At 44.9% G+C, this 20,155-nt stretch carries 23 protein-coding genes; 8 read left to right on the top strand and 15 right to left on the bottom strand.

All coding sequences use genetic code 11. The features are described 5' to 3' along the window. The first annotated feature begins 191 nt into the window (after nucleotides 1-191). Genes FNC98_RS07235 through FNC98_RS07205 form a run of 7 tightly spaced genes read left to right on the top strand, consistent with a single transcriptional unit; the run spans nucleotide 192 to nucleotide 6,694 of the window. Nucleotides 192-1,160: an AAA family ATPase gene (locus FNC98_RS07235; RefSeq protein ID WP_143580608.1), complete on the top strand. Its 969-nt coding sequence runs from the start codon at nucleotides 192-194 to the stop codon at nucleotides 1,158-1,160. Nucleotides 1,161-1,167: 7 nt separating this feature from the next. Beyond that, entirely contained in the window at nucleotides 1,168-2,088 is a 921-nt protein-coding gene (locus FNC98_RS07230; protein ID WP_143580607.1) for a DUF58 domain-containing protein, read from the top strand. Beyond that, the gene (locus FNC98_RS07225) at nucleotides 2,085-2,597 is read left to right on the top strand and encodes a DUF4381 domain-containing protein (protein WP_143580606.1); all 513 of its coding nucleotides are present in this window, start codon (nucleotides 2,085-2,087) and stop codon (nucleotides 2,595-2,597) included. Before FNC98_RS07230 ends, FNC98_RS07225 begins: the two co-directional genes overlap by 4 nt. After that, a complete protein-coding gene (locus FNC98_RS07220; RefSeq protein WP_143580605.1) occupies nucleotides 2,590-3,597 on the top strand; it encodes a vWA domain-containing protein in 1,008 nt (335 codons plus the stop codon). Before FNC98_RS07225 ends, FNC98_RS07220 begins: the two co-directional genes overlap by 8 nt. Beyond that, nucleotides 3,590-4,552, top strand: coding sequence for a VWA domain-containing protein (locus FNC98_RS07215; RefSeq protein ID WP_143580604.1), 963 nt, complete (start codon nucleotides 3,590-3,592; stop codon nucleotides 4,550-4,552). Before FNC98_RS07220 ends, FNC98_RS07215 begins: the two co-directional genes overlap by 8 nt. Next, nucleotides 4,546-5,355, top strand: a complete 810-nt coding sequence (locus FNC98_RS07210) for a tetratricopeptide repeat protein (protein ID WP_143580603.1) — start codon at nucleotides 4,546-4,548, stop codon at nucleotides 5,353-5,355. Before FNC98_RS07215 ends, FNC98_RS07210 begins: the two co-directional genes overlap by 7 nt. Then, nucleotides 5,348-6,694, top strand: coding sequence for a BatD family protein (locus FNC98_RS07205; RefSeq protein ID WP_143580602.1), 1,347 nt, complete (start codon nucleotides 5,348-5,350; stop codon nucleotides 6,692-6,694). Before FNC98_RS07210 ends, FNC98_RS07205 begins: the two co-directional genes overlap by 8 nt. 51 nt (nucleotides 6,695-6,745) lie before the next feature. On the opposite strand, the gene FNC98_RS07200 is transcribed toward FNC98_RS07205, so the two are convergent. The 14 genes from FNC98_RS07200 to yceD form a co-directional block, all read right to left on the bottom strand. Continuing rightward, complete coding sequence (locus FNC98_RS07200) at nucleotides 6,746-7,516, bottom strand: TatD family hydrolase (RefSeq protein WP_143580601.1); 771 nt, start codon at nucleotides 7,514-7,516, stop codon at nucleotides 6,746-6,748. 54 nt (nucleotides 7,517-7,570) lie between these two features. Then, the gene (locus FNC98_RS07195; RefSeq protein ID WP_143580600.1) at nucleotides 7,571-7,897 is read right to left on the bottom strand and encodes a PilZ domain-containing protein; all 327 of its coding nucleotides are present in this window, start codon (nucleotides 7,895-7,897) and stop codon (nucleotides 7,571-7,573) included. A gap of 12 nt (nucleotides 7,898-7,909) precedes the next feature. Beyond that, nucleotides 7,910-8,875, bottom strand: a complete 966-nt coding sequence (gene holB, locus FNC98_RS07190) for a DNA polymerase III subunit delta' (protein WP_143580599.1) — start codon at nucleotides 8,873-8,875, stop codon at nucleotides 7,910-7,912. 7 nt (nucleotides 8,876-8,882) lie between these two features. Continuing rightward, nucleotides 8,883-9,518, bottom strand: coding sequence for a dTMP kinase (tmk, locus tag FNC98_RS07185; RefSeq protein ID WP_143580598.1), 636 nt, complete (start codon nucleotides 9,516-9,518; stop codon nucleotides 8,883-8,885). Beyond that, entirely contained in the window at nucleotides 9,515-10,507 is a 993-nt protein-coding gene (gene mltG, locus FNC98_RS07180; RefSeq protein ID WP_143580597.1) for an endolytic transglycosylase MltG, read from the bottom strand. The genes tmk and mltG overlap by 4 nt, the downstream gene beginning before the upstream one ends. Next, a complete protein-coding gene (gene pabC / locus FNC98_RS07175; RefSeq protein WP_143580596.1) occupies nucleotides 10,507-11,295 on the bottom strand; it encodes an aminodeoxychorismate lyase in 789 nt (262 codons plus the stop codon). The genes mltG and pabC overlap by 1 nt, the downstream gene beginning before the upstream one ends. A gap of 93 nt (nucleotides 11,296-11,388) precedes the next feature. Then, nucleotides 11,389-12,624: a beta-ketoacyl-ACP synthase II gene (fabF, locus tag FNC98_RS07170; protein WP_143580595.1), complete on the bottom strand. Its 1,236-nt coding sequence runs from the start codon at nucleotides 12,622-12,624 to the stop codon at nucleotides 11,389-11,391. A 76-nt stretch (nucleotides 12,625-12,700) separates the two neighbouring features. After that, nucleotides 12,701-12,934: an acyl carrier protein gene (gene acpP, locus FNC98_RS07165; RefSeq protein ID WP_136735294.1), complete on the bottom strand. Its 234-nt coding sequence runs from the start codon at nucleotides 12,932-12,934 to the stop codon at nucleotides 12,701-12,703. Between the two features lie 318 nt (nucleotides 12,935-13,252). Continuing rightward, nucleotides 13,253-13,999 (bottom strand): 3-oxoacyl-ACP reductase FabG, encoded by a 747-nt coding sequence (gene fabG / locus FNC98_RS07160; protein WP_143580594.1) that lies wholly within the window; start codon nucleotides 13,997-13,999, stop codon nucleotides 13,253-13,255. 9 nt (nucleotides 14,000-14,008) lie between these two features. After that, entirely contained in the window at nucleotides 14,009-14,938 is a 930-nt protein-coding gene (gene fabD / locus FNC98_RS07155; RefSeq protein WP_143580593.1) for an ACP S-malonyltransferase, read from the bottom strand. Between the two features lie 11 nt (nucleotides 14,939-14,949). Then, nucleotides 14,950-15,909 carry a beta-ketoacyl-ACP synthase III gene (locus FNC98_RS07150; protein ID WP_143580592.1) on the bottom strand — a complete coding sequence of 320 codons (960 nt, stop codon included), beginning with the start codon at nucleotides 15,907-15,909 and terminating at the stop codon, nucleotides 14,950-14,952. An 8-nt stretch (nucleotides 15,910-15,917) separates the two neighbouring features. Continuing rightward, nucleotides 15,918-16,946 carry a phosphate acyltransferase PlsX gene (gene plsX, locus FNC98_RS07145; RefSeq protein ID WP_409574567.1) on the bottom strand — a complete coding sequence of 343 codons (1,029 nt, stop codon included), beginning with the start codon at nucleotides 16,944-16,946 and terminating at the stop codon, nucleotides 15,918-15,920. An 11-nt stretch (nucleotides 16,947-16,957) separates the two neighbouring features. Further along, the gene (rpmF, locus tag FNC98_RS07140) at nucleotides 16,958-17,128 is read right to left on the bottom strand and encodes a 50S ribosomal protein L32 (protein WP_136735298.1); all 171 of its coding nucleotides are present in this window, start codon (nucleotides 17,126-17,128) and stop codon (nucleotides 16,958-16,960) included. 23 nt (nucleotides 17,129-17,151) lie between these two features. Next, nucleotides 17,152-17,664, bottom strand: coding sequence for a 23S rRNA accumulation protein YceD (yceD, locus tag FNC98_RS07135; RefSeq protein ID WP_143580590.1), 513 nt, complete (start codon nucleotides 17,662-17,664; stop codon nucleotides 17,152-17,154). Nucleotides 17,665-17,898: 234 nt separating this feature from the next. On the opposite strand from yceD, the gene FNC98_RS07130 reads away from it, so the two are divergent. Continuing rightward, nucleotides 17,899-18,489: a Maf family protein gene (locus FNC98_RS07130; protein WP_143580589.1), complete on the top strand. Its 591-nt coding sequence runs from the start codon at nucleotides 17,899-17,901 to the stop codon at nucleotides 18,487-18,489. A gap of 59 nt (nucleotides 18,490-18,548) precedes the next feature. Here the strand turns inward: FNC98_RS07130 and rluC are convergent, their stop codons facing one another. Next, complete coding sequence (rluC, locus tag FNC98_RS07125; RefSeq protein ID WP_143580588.1) at nucleotides 18,549-19,541, bottom strand: 23S rRNA pseudouridine(955/2504/2580) synthase RluC; 993 nt, start codon at nucleotides 19,539-19,541, stop codon at nucleotides 18,549-18,551. Nucleotides 19,542-20,155: the final 614 nt, after the last annotated feature.

The following is a 20,155-nucleotide window of genomic DNA, read 5'->3' as shown; positions in this document are numbered from 1 at the left end:
ATACCCCTAAAAGGCGGCCAATTGCAAAGGATCACATATAACCACGGATTGGTATTATACTGAAACAACCGGGTTGCATAGGTTTGCGGTGTTCCCGAATACAAGGTCTTGTATTTAATACCATGTCCGTTAACCCGGCCGTCGTGTTCCGGCAATAACTGGACTGGTATCAACATTGTAAAGGTACCAATATGAGCCAGGCCCATGAGGCGATCATGTTGCTTAAGCAACAAATGCAAACGGTCGTTATCGGACAAGAAATTGTCATCGACACATTAATTACCGCGCTCCTAACCAATGGCAATGTGTTATTGGAAGGTTTACCGGGTACCGCCAAAACCCGCTCTATTAAGGCATTAGCGAAAACCCTGCAAGTAAGTCTTGGCCGGGTCCAGTTTACCCCTGACCTGCTGCCCTCAGATATCACCGGTACCGAAATTTACCAGGAAGTTGACTCGAAACCGACATTAACTTTCCAACAAGGCCCTATCTTCAATAATCTATTACTGGCCGATGAAATCAATCGTTCTCCCGCAAAAGTTCAGGCTGCGCTGTTAGAAGCCATGGAAGAAAGACAGGTTACCGTTGCCGGCAAAACTCACGTATTACCGAAATTATTCATGGTACTGGCCACCCAGAACCCTATCGAGCAAGAAGGTACTTATCCGCTTCCTGAGGCGCAAATGGATAGGTTTATTATGAAAATTAACCTTGAGTATCCAGATGATGAAGCCGAAGCAGGCATTATATCCCTGGTTCGCTCAGAAGAAATTACTGACGATAAAGCATTTTCCCGGGTTGATCCGGATCATATTTTCACTGCTCGTGGCGAGATTAATCAATTGCACGTCAGCGAAGAAATCATCAAATACATCGTTGCTTTGGTTATTGCAACACGTCATCCCGAACGATATCCGGATTCTCCACTCAAAGACTGGATTCAAGTGGGCTCCAGTCCACGGGCGAGTATCGCCCTGGATAAATGTGCCCGTGCCTACGCCTGGTTAAATCAACACGATTTCGTTGACCCTGATCACGTTCGAACCATGGCATATGGTGTACTCAGACACCGCCTGATTTTAAGTTATGAAGCGCTGGCTGAAGGGATTAATGCCGATCAGGTGATTGATGAATTAATCAAACAAGTCGCTAGCGCCTGAGGTTTTCATGGCCAGTAGTAATATTCATGTCACATTGCAGCAATTGGAAAAGCTGAAATATCAGGCTCGCTATTTTTCGTTCTCAGAACAGCAACCGGTCAATAGTGTGTTGTCCGGCAAGAATGCTTCCAGACTTCGAGGCCGAGGCCTCAATTTTGAAGAGCTTCGCCACTACCGCCCCGGGGACGATATTCGTACTGTGGATTGGAAAGTAACGCAACGTACCGGCAAAGCCCATGTGCGCGTATACACCGAAGAAAAAGAGCGCAATACTTACCTGGCCATTGATCAAAGAAGCTCAATGTTTTTCGGTAGTACTGGAAAAATGAAATCGGTTATTGCCGCTGAAGTTTCAGCACTAATCGCCTGGCAAATTAATGCCAGTGGCGACCGAATCGGTGCATTTATCTTCGGTGATTCAAAAGTAAAATCAATTCCCGCAAAACGTGGCAATGTTCATGTTTCCCAGCTGTTAAAGCAACTGACCATCCAAAACAATGAACTGTCTTGCGAGATAGCTGAACAGCAGCAGTTTGACTCGTTAAATACCATGCTGAGTAAAATCACCGCCTTGAATCAACATAACTCTCTGATAATACTCATCAGCGATGGTTACGGTTGGGATCCGAGGACGACCAGTTATATCCGCACCTTAAGACAACACAATGAAGTCATTGCCTGTCATGTTTACGACCCTTTAGAGCAGGACCTGCCGCGGATGCCGCAGATGATAGTATCTGATGGGAAATGGCAGATTCAGTTTTCATCACAAAACCCTAAAACCCAACGTTTGTTTCGTGAAGACCTGCAACAACAACTCGACCAATACCAGGAGTTTACTAATAAACATCGCATCCCATTAATTAACATAAATACGCTCGAAGATCCGGTAAAGCAGTTACGTCGCGCACTTGGGAGGGTATCGTGACCCCGCCTTTTGAAATGCCCTGGGGCAACTACCTGCTCAAAGAGCTGGTAGAGCCGACGCCTCCTGAGGCTATTGACTATTGGCCACAAACGCCAGGATGGTTTGTAATAGGAGCGCTATTATTAGCTTGGATTATTCGCTGGCTATATCACCAATACCTGCACTATCGACGTAACGCCTATCGACGAGAAGCGCTGCGGTTCATCAAAACCCTGCCTCGCGATACCGTAAACAGCCGTTATCAGATTTACCAACAGCTCCCGTCATTGCTTCGGGCGACGGCAATTCATGGCTACAGCCGCTCTGAAGTCGCTGGCTTAACCCACAAGCGCTGGGAAGCCTGGCTCGACAAACAGTGCAAGCAATCGGATTTTCTCGGTAACTGTCCCAATTACCTGCATGCCTTGGCCTATGGCCCGACAAACAGTTTAAACCCACACCAATTGACCAAATTGCTGCAGGAAATCCAACTTTGGATCCAATTCCACCCTGGAGGCATTGATGATTGAGTTTGTCCACCCCTGGTGTTTCGCGCTCTTACTCTTGCCGATTGCGGTTTACTACTTTTGGCCGGCGTACAAAGAGAGAAAGAGCTCGGTTAAAGTCCCCTTCTTCTCCAGATTAGTGGAACTCACCGGAGAAAAACCTGCCAGCGGTTCAGTCATTCTAAATCGCTACGTATTACAAAAACTTCTTTTAGTTATTGGTTGGATCTTCATCTGCATTGCCATGGCCAAACCTCAATATATTGGCAAGCCGATAACCCTGGATAAATCCGCACGGGATTTAATGATTGCTGTAGATCTCTCTGGCTCGATGACTGAAGAAGACTTTCAAACCTTGTCAGGCGAAAACGTTGATAGGTTCACAGGCGTACAAACCCTGCTGGCAGATTTCGCTAAACAGCGCGAGGCCGACCGTCTTGGTTTGATACTATTTGCTGATTCACCTTATTTGCAGGCACCTTTCACCAATGACCTGGAAACCTGGTTAACCCTGCTAAATGAATCTGAAGTAGGAATGGCGGGCCAATCAACGGCCCTTGGCGATGCCATCGGTCTGGCGATCAGTGTTTTCGAGCATAGCCAGACGAAAGAAAGGGTATTACTCCTTCTCACCGATGGCAACGATACCGGCTCAAGGGTACCCCCAAGAGACGCGGCACAAGTTGCTGCCAGCTATCAAATTAAGATTTATCCGATTGCCATTGGCGACCCGGAAACCGTCGGAGAGGAAGCAATTGATACAAAAGTGCTCAATTACATTGCCGACACCACAGGTGGAAAACTATTTGAAGCGGTGAATGCCAAACAGCTCAACGATATTTACGACACCATCAATACCCTGGAACCACAAAAGTATTCGTCACGCTCCTATCGCCCGAAAACCAGTGTCCATCATCTGCCCATCATTGCTTTACTGGTGTTGTACATGGGAGTTCTAACCCTGGTAGCGCTACGAAATATTTACCAATCAAGGCGGTTAAAGGCTGAGGTGAGTCATGATTGACTGGGCCGGACTGCAAAACTTTCATTTTATGCGCCCAGCGTATCTGAGCTTGTACTTGTTGCTTATATTTCTTTACCTGACGCTTCGCCAACGTGATAACTCGTTGCATTTCTGGCAACAGGTAATGTCTTTGGAAGTATTGGACCACCTGACGATAAAGGGCAGTAATTTTGAATGGTTTTCACCTTACAAGTTAATGCCGATTGCCGGCGCATTCGCCATACTGATCGCCGCAGGTCCGTCATTCACTCAGGTACCCTCACCATTCAATGAAGACAAAGCTGGCCTGGTTATCGCCTTGGATGTATCGGAAACCATGTTACAAAGCGACCTGGCACCCAACCGATTGCTTAGAGCCAAACAAAAAGTCAACGACCTGTTAGAAATTCGTGGTGATAGTAATACCGCCCTAATCGCCTATGCTGGCAGTGCTCATGTGGTGATGCCGTTAACTAATGATGGCAACATGATCCGCCAGTTTATTAAACCGCTGAGTCCGGCAATGATGCCAAAAGCTGGAAAAATTCCCGATAACATTTTGCCGCTAACCGCTGATCTGTTAAACCCAACAGAGGTACCTGGTACCTTACTGCTAATGACAGACGGTAGCTCCAGCGAGGCTGAGGAAAACTTTAAGCAGTTTTTCAACGAGCAACAGCATCAGTTGGTTATCTGGGCCATTGGCGACGATAAAGTAAAAGCGAAAGCAGGTTCTAACTTCCTGCCGCTGCAACTGAACTCATTAAAGCAGCTTACCAGCGCCAGCAATGGCCGTCTGGTGCAGTTTACGCATAATAAAGATGATGTCAGCACCATAAACAACTACGTCGAGAACAATCTGGTTATCGTCGAAGATGGCACTCGTCCGTGGCTGGATGCCAGTTATCCCCTGGTATTTGTCGTCGCCCTACTTTACGTATTCTGGTTCAGACGGGGGTGGACATTGCAATGGTAATTCATCCTCAGGCAAATTCAGAACAGGGCGTTCATTGGTTATTCGCTAAGTTGCAGCTCCATTGGCAACGATTACGTAAGTGGTTTATAAGCAACAAAAAAATCCTGAGTATTGTGATCTTGCTACTGGTGATCACCTACATCAGTTTGAAGCCACAGCAGTTTGTCGATCTCTGGCTTACGCCGGATCAACAAGGATCAATTCTGTTTAACATGCAAAAGTACCAGATGGCAGGAGAGCATTTTGCTGACAGTCGTTGGCAAGCCTACAGCTATTATGGTGCCGAGCAATTTGATACCGCTGCTAACCTATACAGCCAGTTTAATGAACCCCAGGATTTACTCGCACGCGGTAATGCCTACGCTCATGGACGCCGCTACGTCAGAGCCAGAGGCGTTTATCAGGCTATTTTGGAACAATACCCCGATTACCAGGCGGCACAAACCAATTTAGATATTGTTCAGGGGATCATTGACGAAGTTAATCGCATATCCGAAAGCCAGCAACAGGAAGATAGCGATGCGCCTAAAGAATTAGGCGATGACCCGCAAACAGCTGAGGGGGCTGAGCGCAAGGTTTCAGCTAAACAGTTAGAACAGTACAGTGCTGAAGACATCCTTCAGGACCCTGAGCTAGCAGATATGTGGATGCGGCAAGTACAAAAAGACCCAGCCAGATTTTTGGCGATTAAATTCGCCGTGCAATTGCAACAAGGCTCCGGCACCAGTGGTAAAGTTGCGGCTCCCCCTAAAAAAGAAGAGAGCAACAAGGAAGAGACTAATAAGGAAAAGAACAATGACTAAGGTTTTTATGTTCATTGCAATCTTCACAACTACCTTGGTCTCTCATTCGGTAAAAGCCAAAACCATTGAGGAATTGGTAAATTCGCAACAGCTGCAAATCACCATCCAGAAACAGAGTGAGGAAAACCCTATCGCCCGTCAGGCGATCAGTTATCAGGTGGAAGTCGCAACAAACCGATGGTTTTCCAGAGGCACCCGCATTGAAAACTTTGACTTAGAAAACGCTGTCGTGCTTCCCGTTGATGGCATGGCGTTTAACTCCTCAAAAACCATAAACGGTGAAACCTGGGCAACCCAGGCTCGGGATATTACCATTTACCCGCTCGATGAAGGCGATTATACCCTGCCGAAAATTAAAGTCTTTGTCTCAGTTAATAGTGCCAACGATGGCATTGTTGAGGGATATTGGCAATTAGATCCGGTTTCATTTTCCGTCACCCAACCTAAACAACTGGCGCTAATCGACCACTACGTGGTCACCGATACCCTAGCCGTTAAACAACGCAACGACTTTGATAAAAGCGCCAACTATCAGGTTGGGGATAGCATAACCCAAACCATTAAAATCAGCGCAGAACGAGTTCCGGCGATGATGTTACCAGAACTTACCAACATCGATGTAGAAGGAATTAGCGTATTTGACGAGCAGCCAATATTAAAAGATAACCGTTCCCGCGGCGACTTTAACAGTAGTCGTCAACAAACCCGTACCTATATCTTTGAACAGGCGGGTGATTATGTGATCCCCAGGCAAACCTTTTATTATTGGGATCCTAACCGGCAATCGCTGAAAAAACGTCATCTGAAAGCACTGAAAATTAACGTTGCCAGTGATCCAAACCAGGTGCAAAAACCCAAACAAAATGAGCAGGTTGACCCTATCGAGGAAATCCCATGGAATCTGGTATTCTGGATAGCTTTAGCGACAGCTTTGGTTATTGTTGTTTACCGAAAGCGAGATACGATCGCGCAAATCTATCGAAAGGTCTCAAGGCAGCAACGACGCCATTATCGAAGAGATTACCTGAAGGCCTGTAATCACGGGGAATATCGCCAGGCCTGCGAATCATTGTTTCGATTCTTACGAACCGGGAGTCGACAGCACCCTACACTACAAGAATATTTCCAGTTAGAGCCTCAGCGCACCTACCTACAGGAGCTAACAGCACTGGCATACGATATTAATGAACCGAATCGTCAGAAAAAACTGGTAACCCGTGGCAGTTTCGATAAAAACAAAGCGATAAGTTTGTTAAAACCTGAGCAGCTTGCCAAGGATAGCGTCTGGGAAAATCGCTCCTTGCTGGCGATGAATCCCAGGCACTTTTCTGAAAAGTAAAATCGTTAGAACGTTTTGGTGATTATCGGGTAACCAGAATACGTTTTATGATCACTTATTATGAAACAACCGCCAGTAGTTGGCACTGGATTGTTTAGCGATATCTTCCACCGACTGGCCACGAACTTCAGCAAGCAGCTGCGCAACATGCACAACATAAGCCGGTTGATTTTGTTTGCCTCGGTACGGCACCGGGGCTAGATATGGTGAATCGGTTTCGATAAGAAAACGATCGTCCGGCACCTTTTCGGCAACCGCACGTAACTCGCTGGCATTTTTGAAGGTTACGATGCCCGAAAAAGAAATATAAAATCCCATTTCCATTGCCGCTTCCGCCATTTCCCAGCTTTCGGTGAAGCAATGTAATACGCCACCAACCTGTTCTGCGCCCTCTTCTCGCATGATATCAAGAGTATCCTGGCGAGCGTCACGGGTGTGGATGATCAATGGTTTGTTTAAAGTTTTCGCAACTCTGATGTGCTTTCTGAACGAATCCTGCTGCACCGCTTTGGTCTCTGGTGCATAAAAATAATCCAGCCCCGTCTCACCAATAGCCACGACTCGTTGATCATTGGCTAATTGCTGTAAACGATTAATATCGACTTCGTCACCCTGGTTCAGTGGATGAGTGCCACAGGATATATCGACGTTGGGAAATGATGCAGTGGCTTCTGCCATCTTTGGAAATTCATCCAAGGTCACCGATACGCAAAGCATTCGAGTAACCTTGGCTTGTTCGGCCAACTCCACCACTTCGTTAATACCATTGGCAAACTCAGCAAGTTTTAAACGATCTAGATGACAGTGGGAATCAATAAACACAAAGGGCTCCGGCCATGAAAAAACCGAATTCTAGCATGTAACCTGAGTAACAGGCTACATCGTATAAGTAGGTTCTTTGGAGTTAAGCATACGGCCCAGAGTCGATTCAATCTGGTTTCGCACATTGAACTCATCATTTAGAAAAGCAACACCAACCCCTGGCTCAGTCCCATTGTGGGCGCCATGGGGGGTTATCCAGGAAACCTGTGTCTGTAACGACACATGCTCTTCCTGACCCGGTAACAATACCTGTAGTGAAATTTGATCACCGAGTTCAAAAGCCTGCTCGGTTTTAATAAACAATCCGCCTTGCTTTAAAAATGGCATGTAAGACAAATACAATTCTTTTTCGTTGGCAAATTCCAAAGTGATTTGGGTCATTTCTACTTCCTGTTAATGCGGACGTTTTTCTGCATTGTTACCGATCAATGCAACTAAATCAATAACCAAAGATTCAATCATAAACTTTTTATTTGCTTGTGGCAGTTGTTTAAGCTGTTGATTAATCGTATTAATTAGCTGTATCGAAGTATGTAATTGTTGTGGTTCAAATTGACTTAATGCGTCAATAACCGGAGATTTTCGTATCCCATGCCACCGATAAGAGCTGCGCATTGCTGAGGTTAGATGTTGCGTCAACCAGGACAATGCTAAGGGCTGTTCAATCAACTGCAGAGCAAGTGCTTCGCTGTCCGAGGAGTTTTGTAACCACTGTGTCAGTAATGACTCAAAATCTACAAACTCAGCTTCAATGTCAGCGTCTTGTAATTGCGCCAGATGACTCATATTGCTGTAATCGTCGATTAACCCGGAATTACCAAGACTTTGCTTTAACCCTTGTCCGATTGGTGGACGGATATCAAAGCGGGTGCACCTTGACTGTATGGTTGGTAACAGTCGATCGCTATCGTGGCTTATCAGGAATAGAAAACTAAATGGCGTGGGTTCTTCCAGAGTTTTCAACAACGCATTAGCAGCCGCCTCAGTCATTTGTTCCGCCTGCTCGATGATGACTACTTTTGCCTGACCAAGCTGCGCCTTGTTGACCAGAAATCGTGTAGCCTTACGAACGCTATCAACACCAATATGGGCTTTATCAGATTCAATCATCACTAAATCAGGATGATTTCCAGCCCTTAATAAAGAGCAGGATTTGCACCGGCCACACGCCGGTCCCCACAACCCATTCTCGGTACACAGAAGTTGACGAGATAACCAATAGCCGATATCTCTGGTACCACTGCCAGGATGTCCATGGAATAAAATGCCGTGCGGTAATCGTTGTTGCTCTAACAACTGACCAAGTTGTCCGGCAATGTCATTTAGCCACGGTTTTTGCGAAAAGGATTGCTCAATCATTCAACAACTAACCAATATTCTGCAGGTAATTGCGAAGTTGCGCTTCGATATCCGCATGGACTTTTGCCATATCCTGAGATGCATCTATCACTAAAATACTATCGTCCCGCTCAGCAAAACTTTTGTACTTGTCTCGCACTCGATAGAAGAAATCAATTTTCTCCTGTTCGATGCGGTCTAATTCGCCGCGATTAGCTGCCCGTTGCAAACCGATTTTAGGATCAATATCCAGGTAAAGAGTTAAGTCCGGTTTGAAGCCTTTCAAGGTGATATCAGCAAGGCTATCCAAAATGGCATCGTCCATGTTGCGACCGCCGCCCTGATATGCGCGTGATGATAAATCATGACGATCGCCAATGACCCATTTACCGTCGTTAAGTGCCGGTTTGATCACATTGTGCACCAGTTGAGAACGACTGGCATACATCAATAGCAATTCACATTCTGGCGTCAGAGACTCTTGCAAATCCGGCGATTTTACTAACGTACGGAGTGACTCGGCTAACGGCGTACCGCCTGGCTCTCGGGTTTTAACAAAATTGATGCCTTGCGCAGCCAATAATTTTTCTACTATCGCAATAGCGCTGGATTTGCCAGCACCTTCAATACCTTCAATGACGATAAATTTGCCAGATTGGCTCATGGTTTCCCTCTTTGATACTTATCTACTGCCCGATTATGATCCGCCAGGTTTTTCGAAAATATATGCTCGCCATTATTTTTACTGACGAAATACAGGTATTCACTATCTGCGGGATTGACACTCGCATCCAAAGCAGTTTTACCTGGCATGGCTATCGGTGTTGGCGGTAAGCCATTAATTTGATAAGTGTTGTAAGCAGTTTTTTCGCGAATGTTGGCATAGGTAATATCGCCTGTGTAACGATCACCCAGACCGTAAATAATCGTTGGGTCAGTTTGCAGGCGCATCCCCTTACGCAGGCGGTTGACAAATACCGCCGAAATCAAGGGTTGTTCGGCAACTACCGCGGTTTCTTTCTCGATAATTGATGCCATGATCAGCGCCTGATACGCATTGTCATAAGGCAATCCGGTTGCACGCCTTTCCCAGCTATCGGCAAGTTCTTTCTGCATTCTGTTGAATGCCTGTTTCAAGATGCTGATGTCACGAGTATTCTTAGAAAATTTGTAGGTATCCGGAAAGAACATACCTTCAGGATGCATAGCTCCGGGAAACAGTTCCTGAATTTGCTCCCAGCTTTTACCCTTGAGGGTATGCCTAAGGTTTGGATTATTGGCCATCTGCATCAGCCATTCTTTGAAGGTAGTGCCTTCAACAAAAGTGATTTTGAACTGATGCTCTTTACCATTTACCAGCAAATTCAGGAGCTGATAAAAAGTCATATCCGGCGTTAATTGGTAGGTACCAGCCTTCACTTTTGTAAGGTCAGAATTTAGTTTGCCATAAAGCTTTATCAACCATACGGAATCAACCCAGCTCTGCTGCTGTGCATGCTGAAGAAGACTGTGAAAGCTACTACCTTTGGCCAGGGTATAGAGCTGAGGATTGGAGAGAGCAAGCGGTTGTTGCACCGATTGTTGAACTTTGATGTAAAGTCCGGCAACACACACTGCACCGATGAGAACAAGACCTGTTATCCAGCGCCACATTAGAAAAATTCCTTTACTTCCCGGCTTAGTGTTGTTGATAGCTGCCTATCCAAAAACTGGCTTACCGGGGCAATGCGCAACAGGGCGTTACATATGAACATGGAATCGGCTTGCTGCAATTGCTCGATTGTATGTCTGACGATTTTAACGTTTCCAAGTTGGTTTAACAATCGTTGACTTGCTAAGCCCTGAACCCCAGATTCACTCAAATCGGCGGTGTGCCAGATGCCATCTAATTGCCAAAACAGATTACAGCTGCTGGTTTCAACCACATAACCATTGATATCACAGACAACTAAATCTTCATAACCGGATTGTTCAAGCTCCCTTCTCACCAATACCTGCTCAAGACGATTTAAGTGTTTGATGCCAGAAAGTTGTGGATTCAAGCCAAGCTGAGTTTCAGCAACGCCCAAGGTTATCCCCTCTTCTCGCCACTTCGGATAATGCCCTGGGTAATCGCTAACGATAACAATGACGTTCGGTTTAACTGACGGGCTGCGAGCATAGCCGCGACCGGAGTTGCCTGTAGTAATAATGACTTTCAATACCGCATGTTTGAACGGAACGCATACCTGTTCCAGGTGTGTCTTTAATTTATCAAAGTCCGGACTTTCTATATAAAGGCGGCCGCAGGATAACTGCAAACGTTCGATATGCTGCTCTAACCATTGCACTTTGCCATCGATAATCTGCGCCGTGGTAAATACACCATCACCAAACGCTAAACCACGATCCTGTATCGAGATTTCAGACTGAGGGAAAAAATTAACCGAGCTGTATAACATAACAAGAAGGTAAAAAAATAAGCCTGTTTACAGCTAGTAAACAGGCTTATCATTTTAAGTGCAAGGGTTTAATTAAATAAACAAATTATTTAGCTAAACCTTTTTGAAAAGCAGTGAACCATTGGTTCCACCAAAGCCAAAGGAATTACACAATGCATATTCTAAATTGGCGTCACGGCCTTGATGCGGTACATAATCCAAATCACAACCTTCACCAGGGTTATCCAGATTAATGGTTGGTGCAATTGCCTGGTTGGCCAATGACTGAATGGTAAATATGGCTTCAGCGGCACCGGCGGCACCCAGCATATGACCTGTCATTGACTTGGTAGATGATACTGCCATCTTATAAGCATGATCACCAAACACCGATTTCATACCATTGGTTTCGGCAATATCACCAGCAGGTGTCGATGTACCATGGGCATTAATGTAACCCACTTGTTCCGGATTTACTTTCGCATCGCGTAATGCATTACTCATGGCTGCGGCACCGCCACTACCATCTGCAGGTGGTGAAGTAATGTGGAATGCATCGCCACTCATACCAAAGCCTGCAAGTTCTGCATAAATTTTCGCTCCACGGGCTTTCGCATGCTCATACTCTTCCAGCATGATAACGCCCGCGCCATCACTAAGAACAAAACCGTCACGGTCTTTATCCCAGGGCCGAGAAGCCTGCTGAGGTGCTTCATTACGAGTTGACAAGGCACGAGCTGCGGTAAAACCGCCGATACCTAAAACCGTAGAAGCTTTCTCCGCTCCGCCCGCTAGCATCGCGTCTGCATCGCCATAAGCAATCATACGCGCCGCATGACCGATATTATGGACACCAGTAGTACAGGCAGTAACAATGGAAATGTTTGGTCCCTTTAATCCATGCATGATGGATAGGTGGCCTGAGATCATATTCAAAATCGTTGCCGGACAGAAAAATGGTGATAGTTTTCTGATGCCACTATTTAATACTTTTTCGTGGTTTTCTTCGATTAAGCCTAATCCGCCAATACCAGAACCAACGGCGACACCGACCCGAGGGGAATTTTCGTCGTTAATTTCCAGACCTGAATCGGCTAATGCCTGATTACCGGCTGCAATTCCGTATTGGATAAACAAATCCATTTTACGGGTTTCTTTTTTGGCAATGCCAAAGGACTCTGCATCAAAGTCTTTGATCAAGCCAGCAAACTTGGTAGGAAAAGTGCTTACATCAAAATGTTCAATTGGGCCAATACCACTGGTACCTGACATCAGCTTCTGCCAGGTAGATTCAGGGTCGTTTGCCAACGGACTTAATAAACCCAGTCCGGTTACCACAACTCGGCGCATAACGAATCCAATCTCCGTTTGAAATGAATAAAAACAAAAAAGGCGGTAAAAACCGCCTGTTTCGAATCAATGCTGATTAGCTGTTTGCTGTAACGTAATCGATTGCAGCTTGAACAGTAGTAATTTTTTCCGCTTCTTCGTCAGGAATCTCAGTGTCGAATTCCTCTTCCAGAGCCATAACTAGCTCAACGGTATCTAAAGAATCTGCACCTAAATCATCGACAAAAGATGCTTCATTTTTTGCTTCTTCTTCTTTAACACCTAATTGCTCAACAATAATCTTCTTAACGCGTTCTTCGATAGTACTCATTTTTTTTCCTTTACTAAAATTAGCAATTATAAAAATTGCCTGTAGTTTATTCCCCAAGAGTTAACCATGCAAGTATTTATCGGTAAATTACAGCTGGTCAAACCTCATGGCTAATCAAATATTTATCGCTTAAAGATACGCGTTTTGCAAGTGAATTTTTTTCACGGCCACGTATCTCAGTAGCGGTTTAAGGAGAAGCCTTTCAGGCTCCGCCCGGTTTAAGCTCAAAGACCTGAAGCCTTGAAATTAAATCTATACAATCAACAGGTTAAACTAAAAACCTGAAGAAAATTGACGTCAACTTAATCGCTTAAGCGATTAAGCCATATACATACCGCCGTTTACATGAATGGTTTCACCGTTAATGTAAGCAGCAGCATCAGAAGCCAAAAATACCACGGTGCTAGCAATTTCTTCTGGTCGCCCTAAGCGATTTGCAGGAACTTGAGAGAAAATGGCTTGTTTTTGTTCATCACTTAACGTCTGGGTCATATCGGTGTCGATAAAGCCTGGTGCTACCGCATTAACGGTGATGCCGCGAGAAGCGACTTCTTTGGCCAATGACTTAGTGAAACCTAGCAGGCCGGCTTTTGCTGTTGCGTAGTTAACCTGACCAGCATTACCCATAGAACCAACAACAGAACCAATGCTAATAATCCGACCAGAACGGTTTTTCATCATTGGACGCATTACCGCTTTGCTTAGTTTATATAAAGAAGAAAGGTTGGTATTGATAATGTCATCCCATTCTTCATCTTTCATGCGCATCATCAGGTTATCACGAGTGATACCCGCATTGTTTACCAAAATATCGACACCGCCAAACTGCTCTTTGATCGCAGCAAATAACGCATCAACGGATTCTTGGGAGGTTACATTTAACGCGAAACCTTTGCCGTTATCACCAAGATAATCGCTGATCGCGCTGGCACCAGACTCAGAGGTGGCGGTACCAATAACCGTTGCGCCTGCAGCTGCTAGTTGTTGTGCGATTGCTTTACCAATACCTCGGCTGGCACCGGTAACCAGTGCCACTTTGTCATTTAAATTAAATAATCCAGACATAATACTTCCTTATTTCTCAAGTGCGGCATCAATACTACCGCTAGTATTAATCGAGGCACAAGATAATGATTTGTTTATACGCTTAGTCAGGCCCTGTAATACTTTACCAGGTCCTGCTTCAACTAAGGACTCAACGCCTTGCTCTGCCATCTTATTAACTGTCTCGGTCCAACGAACCGGGCTGTATAACTGACGGATCAGCGCATCTTTGATTTTTTCACCGTCGCTGTAGGCTTCTACATCGACATTATTGATTACTGGAATTTGCGGTGCATTAAAGGTAATTGCCTTTAAATCTTCAGCAAGTTTTTCTGCAGCACTGCTCATCAACGCACAATGTGATGGCACACTTACCGGCAACGGTAGGGCTCGTTTTGCGCCTGCTTCTTTACAAAGCTCACCAGCGCGCTCAACCGCTTCTTTATTACCGGCAATTACCACCTGACCAGGCGAATTGAAGTTAACCGGTGATACAACCTGACCTTGTGCTGCTTGTTCACAAGCCTGCTCAATCGCATCATCCGCAAGACCGATAATGGCGAACATCGCACCAGTACCTGTTGGTACGGCCTGTTGCATATAATTACCACGGCTTTCAACCAATTTCACCGCAACAGATAAGGTCAATACGCCGGAACAAACTAATGCAGAATATTCACCTAAGCTATGACCAGCCAATACGGCAGGAGTGTCACCACCCTTTTCCTGCCACACGCGCCACATCGCAACACTGGATGTTAACAATGCAGGTTGAGTAATTTGCGTTTGATTTAATTTTTCAGCCGGACCTTCCTGAATAAGTTTCCAAAGGTCATAACCTAATGCTTCAGAAGCTTCGGCAAAAGTATTCTGAACCGTTTCGTTGTCGGCAAAGTCTGCCAGCATACCAATTGACTGTGAGCCCTGTCCCGGGAACACAAATGCTAAATTCGTTTGCATAATAATTCTCTTTAAAAACGTACCAAAGCTGAGCCCCAGGTAAATCCGCTACCGAAGGCCTCCATTAGAATGATTTGTCCGCGTTTGATGCGGCCGTCACGTACGGCTTCATCGAGAGCGGTAGGAATGGTTGCTGCAGACGTATTACCGTGCTTGTGCAGGGTAACAACAACTTGATCCATCGACATGGATAGTTTTTTCGCAGCAGCAGAAATGATTCGTAAGTTTGCCTGATGCGGTACTAACCAATCAATATCCGATTTTTCCATATTATTGTGAGCTAGTGTTTCTGTCACAATTTCACTTAGGCGAGTTACGGCAAATTTGAATACTTCATTGCCTTTCATGTAGATATACGCTTTTTCTTCGGTTAGCAGATCGCCGCGTTTTGGCGAATCGGCACCAAGCAATGCACCATATTCTCCGTCGGCGTGCAGATGCGTAGAGATAACGCCTTGCTCTTCACTGGCTTCAAGAATAACAGCGCCAGCGGCGTCGCCAAACAAGATGATGGTGCCACGGTCATCGGGATCACACATGTGAGATAATGCATCGGAACCTATGACTAAAACCCGTTTGGACATGCCTGATTTGATAAATTGATCAGCAACACTCAGACTGTAAATAAAACCAGAACAGGCCGCTGCGACGTCAAACGCAGGGATATTAGGCACATCCAGGTATTTTTGAACATGGCATGCGGCGCTTGGTAGATCGACGTGAGAACTGGTGGTTCCCATTACGATCATATCGATGTCTTTTACATCGAGGCCAGCCATATCTAGCGCCTGCTTGGCTGCTTCCGCCCCCATATAGGCAACATTTTCTTGCTCATTGGCGATACGGCGCTCTTTAATACCGGTGCGTTCAGTGATCCATTGATCGGTCGTATCGACCATTTTTTCCAAATCCGCATTGGTGCGCACTTGCTCCGGAAAATAACTTCCCGTCCCAATAATTTTTGAATACATAAGTTTTGTTAAGACCTTTTGATTAATCCCAGTTCAACTTTATTTTTAATTTTCTCAGGAACTTGCCTTTCTACTTCTTTGACTGCCTCTAAAATCGCATTATAGAAAGCAATACTATTGGCATTACCATGGCTCTTAACCACAATGCCACGTAATCCTAACAGACTTGCACCGTTATACTGGTCGGGGTTCAGTCGTTTTAGGATTTTTTTTAAGGTTGGATTTAACAAAACACCCAGAAAACGGGTAAAAGGACTTTCATTGACGATTTTTTTGACCTTGTCGATGACCATGTTCGCAACACCTTCGCAGGTTTTCAACGCAACATTGCCGACGAAGCCGTCACAAACGATCACATCGGCTTTTCCAGTGAAGATGTCATTACCTTCGATAAAACCCACATAATTTATGTAGTCGCTGGCCTGTAAAAGGGTTGCTGTCTGCTTGATATGATCGCTACCTTTAATGTCTTCTTCGCCCATATTTAACAGCGCCACTTTTGGCTCTTTAATGCCATCGACCTGCTCGGCCATGACGGAACCCATTAAGGCAAATTGAAATAAGGTATCAGAATTACAAAAGACATTAGCGCCCAAATCGAGCATAAAAACATGAGAATCGCTGTCACTGATTGGCAGGTGTGACACCAAAGCCGGACGTTCTACGCCAGGCAACATTTTTAAGACAAAATGAGCAATTGCCAGAAGCGCACCGGTATTGCCTGCACTCACGCAAGCCTGAGCATCGTCATCACGAACCAAGTTTAGCGCTTTACGCATTGAAGAATCTTTCTTACAACGCAGAGCTAAGGCTGGCTTTTCATCCATGTTTATGGTTTCGGAGGCATGGACAACGGAAAGTCGGGGATGATCGGAAATATGAAGTTTTTTGAGATGGGATTGGATAATCTCTTCATCACCGCAGAGAACGAGATGAAGGTCGGGCAATGTTTCGATTGCCATTTTTGCCGCAGGCAAAGTTATAAGGGGGCCATTATCGCCCCCCATAACATCTAACGCTACCGTTAGACTCACCAAAGTGTTCTCGCTTATTTAGCGATAACTTTGACACCTTTGTAATAGCCATCGGCTGTTACGTGGTGACGACGATGAGTTTCACCAGAAACGCTATCTACTGATAAGTTTTCTGCAGTTAACGCATCGTGTGAACGGCGCATGCCACGTCTTGAACGAGACTTTTTACTTTTCTGTACGGCCATTACTTTACTCCTAAAATCACAAGTTACTTGAGTTGTTTCAATACATCAAATGGATTCGGTTTCTCAAGCGTATCCGGTAACTTCCCCCAAGTACTGTCGGCATCTGCCGAGCAATCTTCGAGTTCATGTTTCGGGATTAGCGGAATCGCAAGGATTAACTCATCTTCCACTAAATCGCGTAAATTCACTTCACCATTTTCATCTAATTCTACGGCGTCATAATACGAAGGTAACTGACCAGCAGCTTCTTCGTTCTTCACAGGAGAATAACAGAATTCAACCTTCAATTCCTGTGAAAATTCTTCATTACAACGCTGACATGTTAAAGACACTGATGCTTCGCCGGTTCCTGATATAACAATCAGGCCCTGTTCATCCACATCAAAGGTGACCTTTACATTTACCTGCTCACCCTGACCTACTGTCACGACGTGCAATCGTTCTAATCCGGATAACTCAAAAAAGCCTTCACATACCAGGCGACGTTGCGCACTTTTATATGGGTCTATGGTTATCGGAAGTTTAAGGTTCTGCATAAGGCGCGCATGATAAAGGCTGATGGCCCTTGTGTCAAAAGAAAATTAAGCATAACAAGTGCATTCGCTTAATTAATGACACATTTTAACACATTGCTACTATTTGTTATAACTCAAAGGCGCTTATAAGCACTTTCACTTTAGAATGTCAGGCTATTTGCTTGAGCAACTTTCTCTTGTCATTCAGGTCAGGTAAAATTGCCCTATTGTCTCCATTAATCACGCCTTAACGTTATGAGAACTCTTGTTTTAAGCTCTACGTCGGTCTTTCGTAAAGCCATCTTAGAAAAGCTAAACCTTCCCTTTATTTGTGACAAACCAAATATTGATGAAGCGCCACTGGCAGGTGAAACCCCTGAACAGTTAGTCGAACGCCTGGCCGTAAGCAAAGCCAGGAAAGTTGCCGACAATCATCCTGATGCTTTGATTATTGGCTCCGATCAGGTTGCTGTGCATCAGGGCGATATATTAGGTAAACCGGGAAATGAAAAAAATGCGATTGCGCAGTTGATGAGGTTTAGCGGTGATCATGTCACCTTTCTTACCTCCTTGTGCCTTTATGATAGTGCATCGAAAAACTACGAAGTTATCGTTGAGCCGTTTTCCGTTTATTTCAGAGAGCTGACGTTACAACAGGTAAGTTCTTATGTAGAGGCAGAACAACCGTTAAATTGTGCCGGTAGTTTTAAAAGTGAAGGTTTAGGGGTCTGTCTGTTTGAACGTTTGCAGGGGGACGACCCGAACACGTTAATCGGCTTGCCGCTGATCAGGTTAACAAAATTACTCGCTAATCAGGGCATTGATGTCCTGGCATCTCAGCCTTAATCAAGCTCGCGGGTGCCCGTTATCAACGGGCATCTAATTTCTGTAAATAGGAATCGTTATTAAAACGTCTTCACTTCCATTTTTTTCAGCACATTTGCCAATTGTGGATCATATGGCGCTTCAAACTTAACCCGTTTGTCGTCTTTCGGATGATTAAACTCAATGCTGGCAGCGTGCAAAAATAATCGCTTTAATCCTTTCCCTTGCATATCGGCAGTAAAATCTTCAGCGCCGTATTTGTTATCACAGGCAATTGGATGACCTTTACACTGGCAGTGAACTCGGATCTGATGAGTTCTGCCAGTCACCGGAAATGCCCGTACTAATGTCGCGCCGATATAATGGGTCAATACTTTATAACGAGTTTCTGACTCTTTGCCTTGCAGGTTATCAACCACTACCACACGTTCGCCGGATTTAAGTTCATTCTTTTTCAGGCCTTCGGTAACGCGCGTCAACTTTGCTGACCAGTGCCCCTTCACCAGCGCATGGTAAAACTTCTGCACTTTTTTATGGCGCAGTTGCTCATGCAGATTCCTCAACGCCGACCGCTTCTTAGCGACCACCAGACAACCTGAAGTATCCCGGTCAAGTCGATGCACCAGCTCGAGCATTTTCGCTTTTGGTCTTAAGGCACGAAGTGCTTCTATCAGGCCGAAGCTCAATCCACTGCCACCATGAACCGCCATCCCCGATGGTTTGTTAATCACAATCAGACAATCGTCCTCAAAGAGGATTTGCTTTTCCAGGGACGCAACTTTGTTTAACTGCGGTGATACTTTTTCAGGATTGTCAGGCATGCGAATCGGTGCGATGCGAACCACATCTTCGAGCTGTAATCGATACTCAGGCTTGATACGTTTCTTATTGACGCGAATCTCCCCCTTGCGCAGCAAGCGGTAGATCATGCTCTTTGGCACCCCTTTCAAGGTTTTTAACAGGAAATTATCAATGCGTTGACCATCACTGGCTTCATCGATTTCGTGGTACTGAACTTTAGGTTTTGATGCGCTTGACGATTGCTCGTTTGTCGCCGAAGAATGGTTACTCACTAACTTTTCACACAGATTTAATGACAATGCTTATCTGAGCTCGATTCTAACACAGGAACTTAGATTATGCTCCGCAATCTCAGTAGTTTATACCATTCATTAATATAGAATGACTATATCAATAAAATCTATGTTGTAAATGAACCTCTGCCCTAACTCGCAGTTGTGCACTAACTTAGTGTGATTGGTATTATTTCCAATTAGGAATAATTAAAGTCAATTTATCGAGCCTTTATTGTTGCCTTAATCTACACTTTAGTGGGATAATGAATCGGTTATTGATGATTTTTCCAATAACCTGAAGAAAACGAAGCTCTTTATGAATTGTAAGAGGTTCGATGCGGCAACGTCCTTGTACAACTTATTGCAGGCCCTAATTTCGGCTTGCCCGATACATGGATAGCATTGCCCCTTGCTGACTCTGATGTGTGTAACTTATCAAAGGTCGTAGCATAAACATTGAATCCAGCATTAATGAGCAAAACTGAAGATAAGCACAACACTGCTTTGAGTGTGAATAGTTAAAAAACCTTGTTGCCAAATTGCTGTATTTGTTTGCAACAAAGTAAGAAAAAAACAATCAGATAGATAACAGACCCAGAATAACTGGCGTT

Origin of the sequence: Thalassotalea sp. PS06 (assembly GCF_007197775.1) — a bacterium.
Taxonomy (GTDB): domain Bacteria; phylum Pseudomonadota; class Gammaproteobacteria; order Enterobacterales; family Alteromonadaceae; genus Thalassotalea_A.
The sequence above is the reverse complement of the archived record's forward strand: the minus strand, read 5'-3'. Positions and strand labels throughout refer to the sequence as shown.

What these genes read in the sequence shown, in the direction of transcription:
- FNC98_RS07235 (WP_143580608.1), top strand. Translation starts at nt 192, where the DNA reads ATGAGCCAGGCCCATGAGGCGATCATGTTGCTTAAGCAACAAATGCAA.
- FNC98_RS07230 (WP_143580607.1), top strand. Translation starts at nt 1,168, where the DNA reads ATGGCCAGTAGTAATATTCATGTCACATTGCAGCAATTGGAAAAGCTG.
- FNC98_RS07220 (WP_143580605.1), top strand. Translation starts at nt 2,590, where the DNA reads ATGATTGAGTTTGTCCACCCCTGGTGTTTCGCGCTCTTACTCTTGCCG.
- FNC98_RS07215 (WP_143580604.1), top strand. Translation starts at nt 3,590, where the DNA reads ATGATTGACTGGGCCGGACTGCAAAACTTTCATTTTATGCGCCCAGCG.
- FNC98_RS07210 (WP_143580603.1), top strand. Translation starts at nt 4,546, where the DNA reads ATGGTAATTCATCCTCAGGCAAATTCAGAACAGGGCGTTCATTGGTTA.
- FNC98_RS07205 (WP_143580602.1), top strand. Translation starts at nt 5,348, where the DNA reads ATGACTAAGGTTTTTATGTTCATTGCAATCTTCACAACTACCTTGGTC.
- FNC98_RS07195 (WP_143580600.1), bottom strand. Translation starts at nt 7,897, where the DNA reads ATGACCCAAATCACTTTGGAATTTGCCAACGAAAAAGAATTGTATTTG.
- holB (WP_143580599.1), bottom strand. Translation starts at nt 8,875, where the DNA reads ATGATTGAGCAATCCTTTTCGCAAAAACCGTGGCTAAATGACATTGCC.
- tmk (WP_143580598.1), bottom strand. Translation starts at nt 9,518, where the DNA reads ATGAGCCAATCTGGCAAATTTATCGTCATTGAAGGTATTGAAGGTGCT.
- mltG (WP_143580597.1), bottom strand. Translation starts at nt 10,507, where the DNA reads ATGTGGCGCTGGATAACAGGTCTTGTTCTCATCGGTGCAGTGTGTGTT.
- pabC (WP_143580596.1), bottom strand. Translation starts at nt 11,295, where the DNA reads ATGTTATACAGCTCGGTTAATTTTTTCCCTCAGTCTGAAATCTCGATA.
- fabF (WP_143580595.1), bottom strand. Translation starts at nt 12,624, where the DNA reads ATGCGCCGAGTTGTGGTAACCGGACTGGGTTTATTAAGTCCGTTGGCA.
- acpP (WP_136735294.1), bottom strand. Translation starts at nt 12,934, where the DNA reads ATGAGTACTATCGAAGAACGCGTTAAGAAGATTATTGTTGAGCAATTA.
- fabG (WP_143580594.1), bottom strand. Translation starts at nt 13,999, where the DNA reads ATGTCTGGATTATTTAATTTAAATGACAAAGTGGCACTGGTTACCGGT.
- fabD (WP_143580593.1), bottom strand. Translation starts at nt 14,938, where the DNA reads ATGCAAACGAATTTAGCATTTGTGTTCCCGGGACAGGGCTCACAGTCA.
- FNC98_RS07150 (WP_143580592.1), bottom strand. Translation starts at nt 15,909, where the DNA reads ATGTATTCAAAAATTATTGGGACGGGAAGTTATTTTCCGGAGCAAGTG.
- rpmF (WP_136735298.1), bottom strand. Translation starts at nt 17,128, where the DNA reads ATGGCCGTACAGAAAAGTAAAAAGTCTCGTTCAAGACGTGGCATGCGC.
- yceD (WP_143580590.1), bottom strand. Translation starts at nt 17,664, where the DNA reads ATGCAGAACCTTAAACTTCCGATAACCATAGACCCATATAAAAGTGCG.
- FNC98_RS07130 (WP_143580589.1), top strand. Translation starts at nt 17,899, where the DNA reads ATGAGAACTCTTGTTTTAAGCTCTACGTCGGTCTTTCGTAAAGCCATC.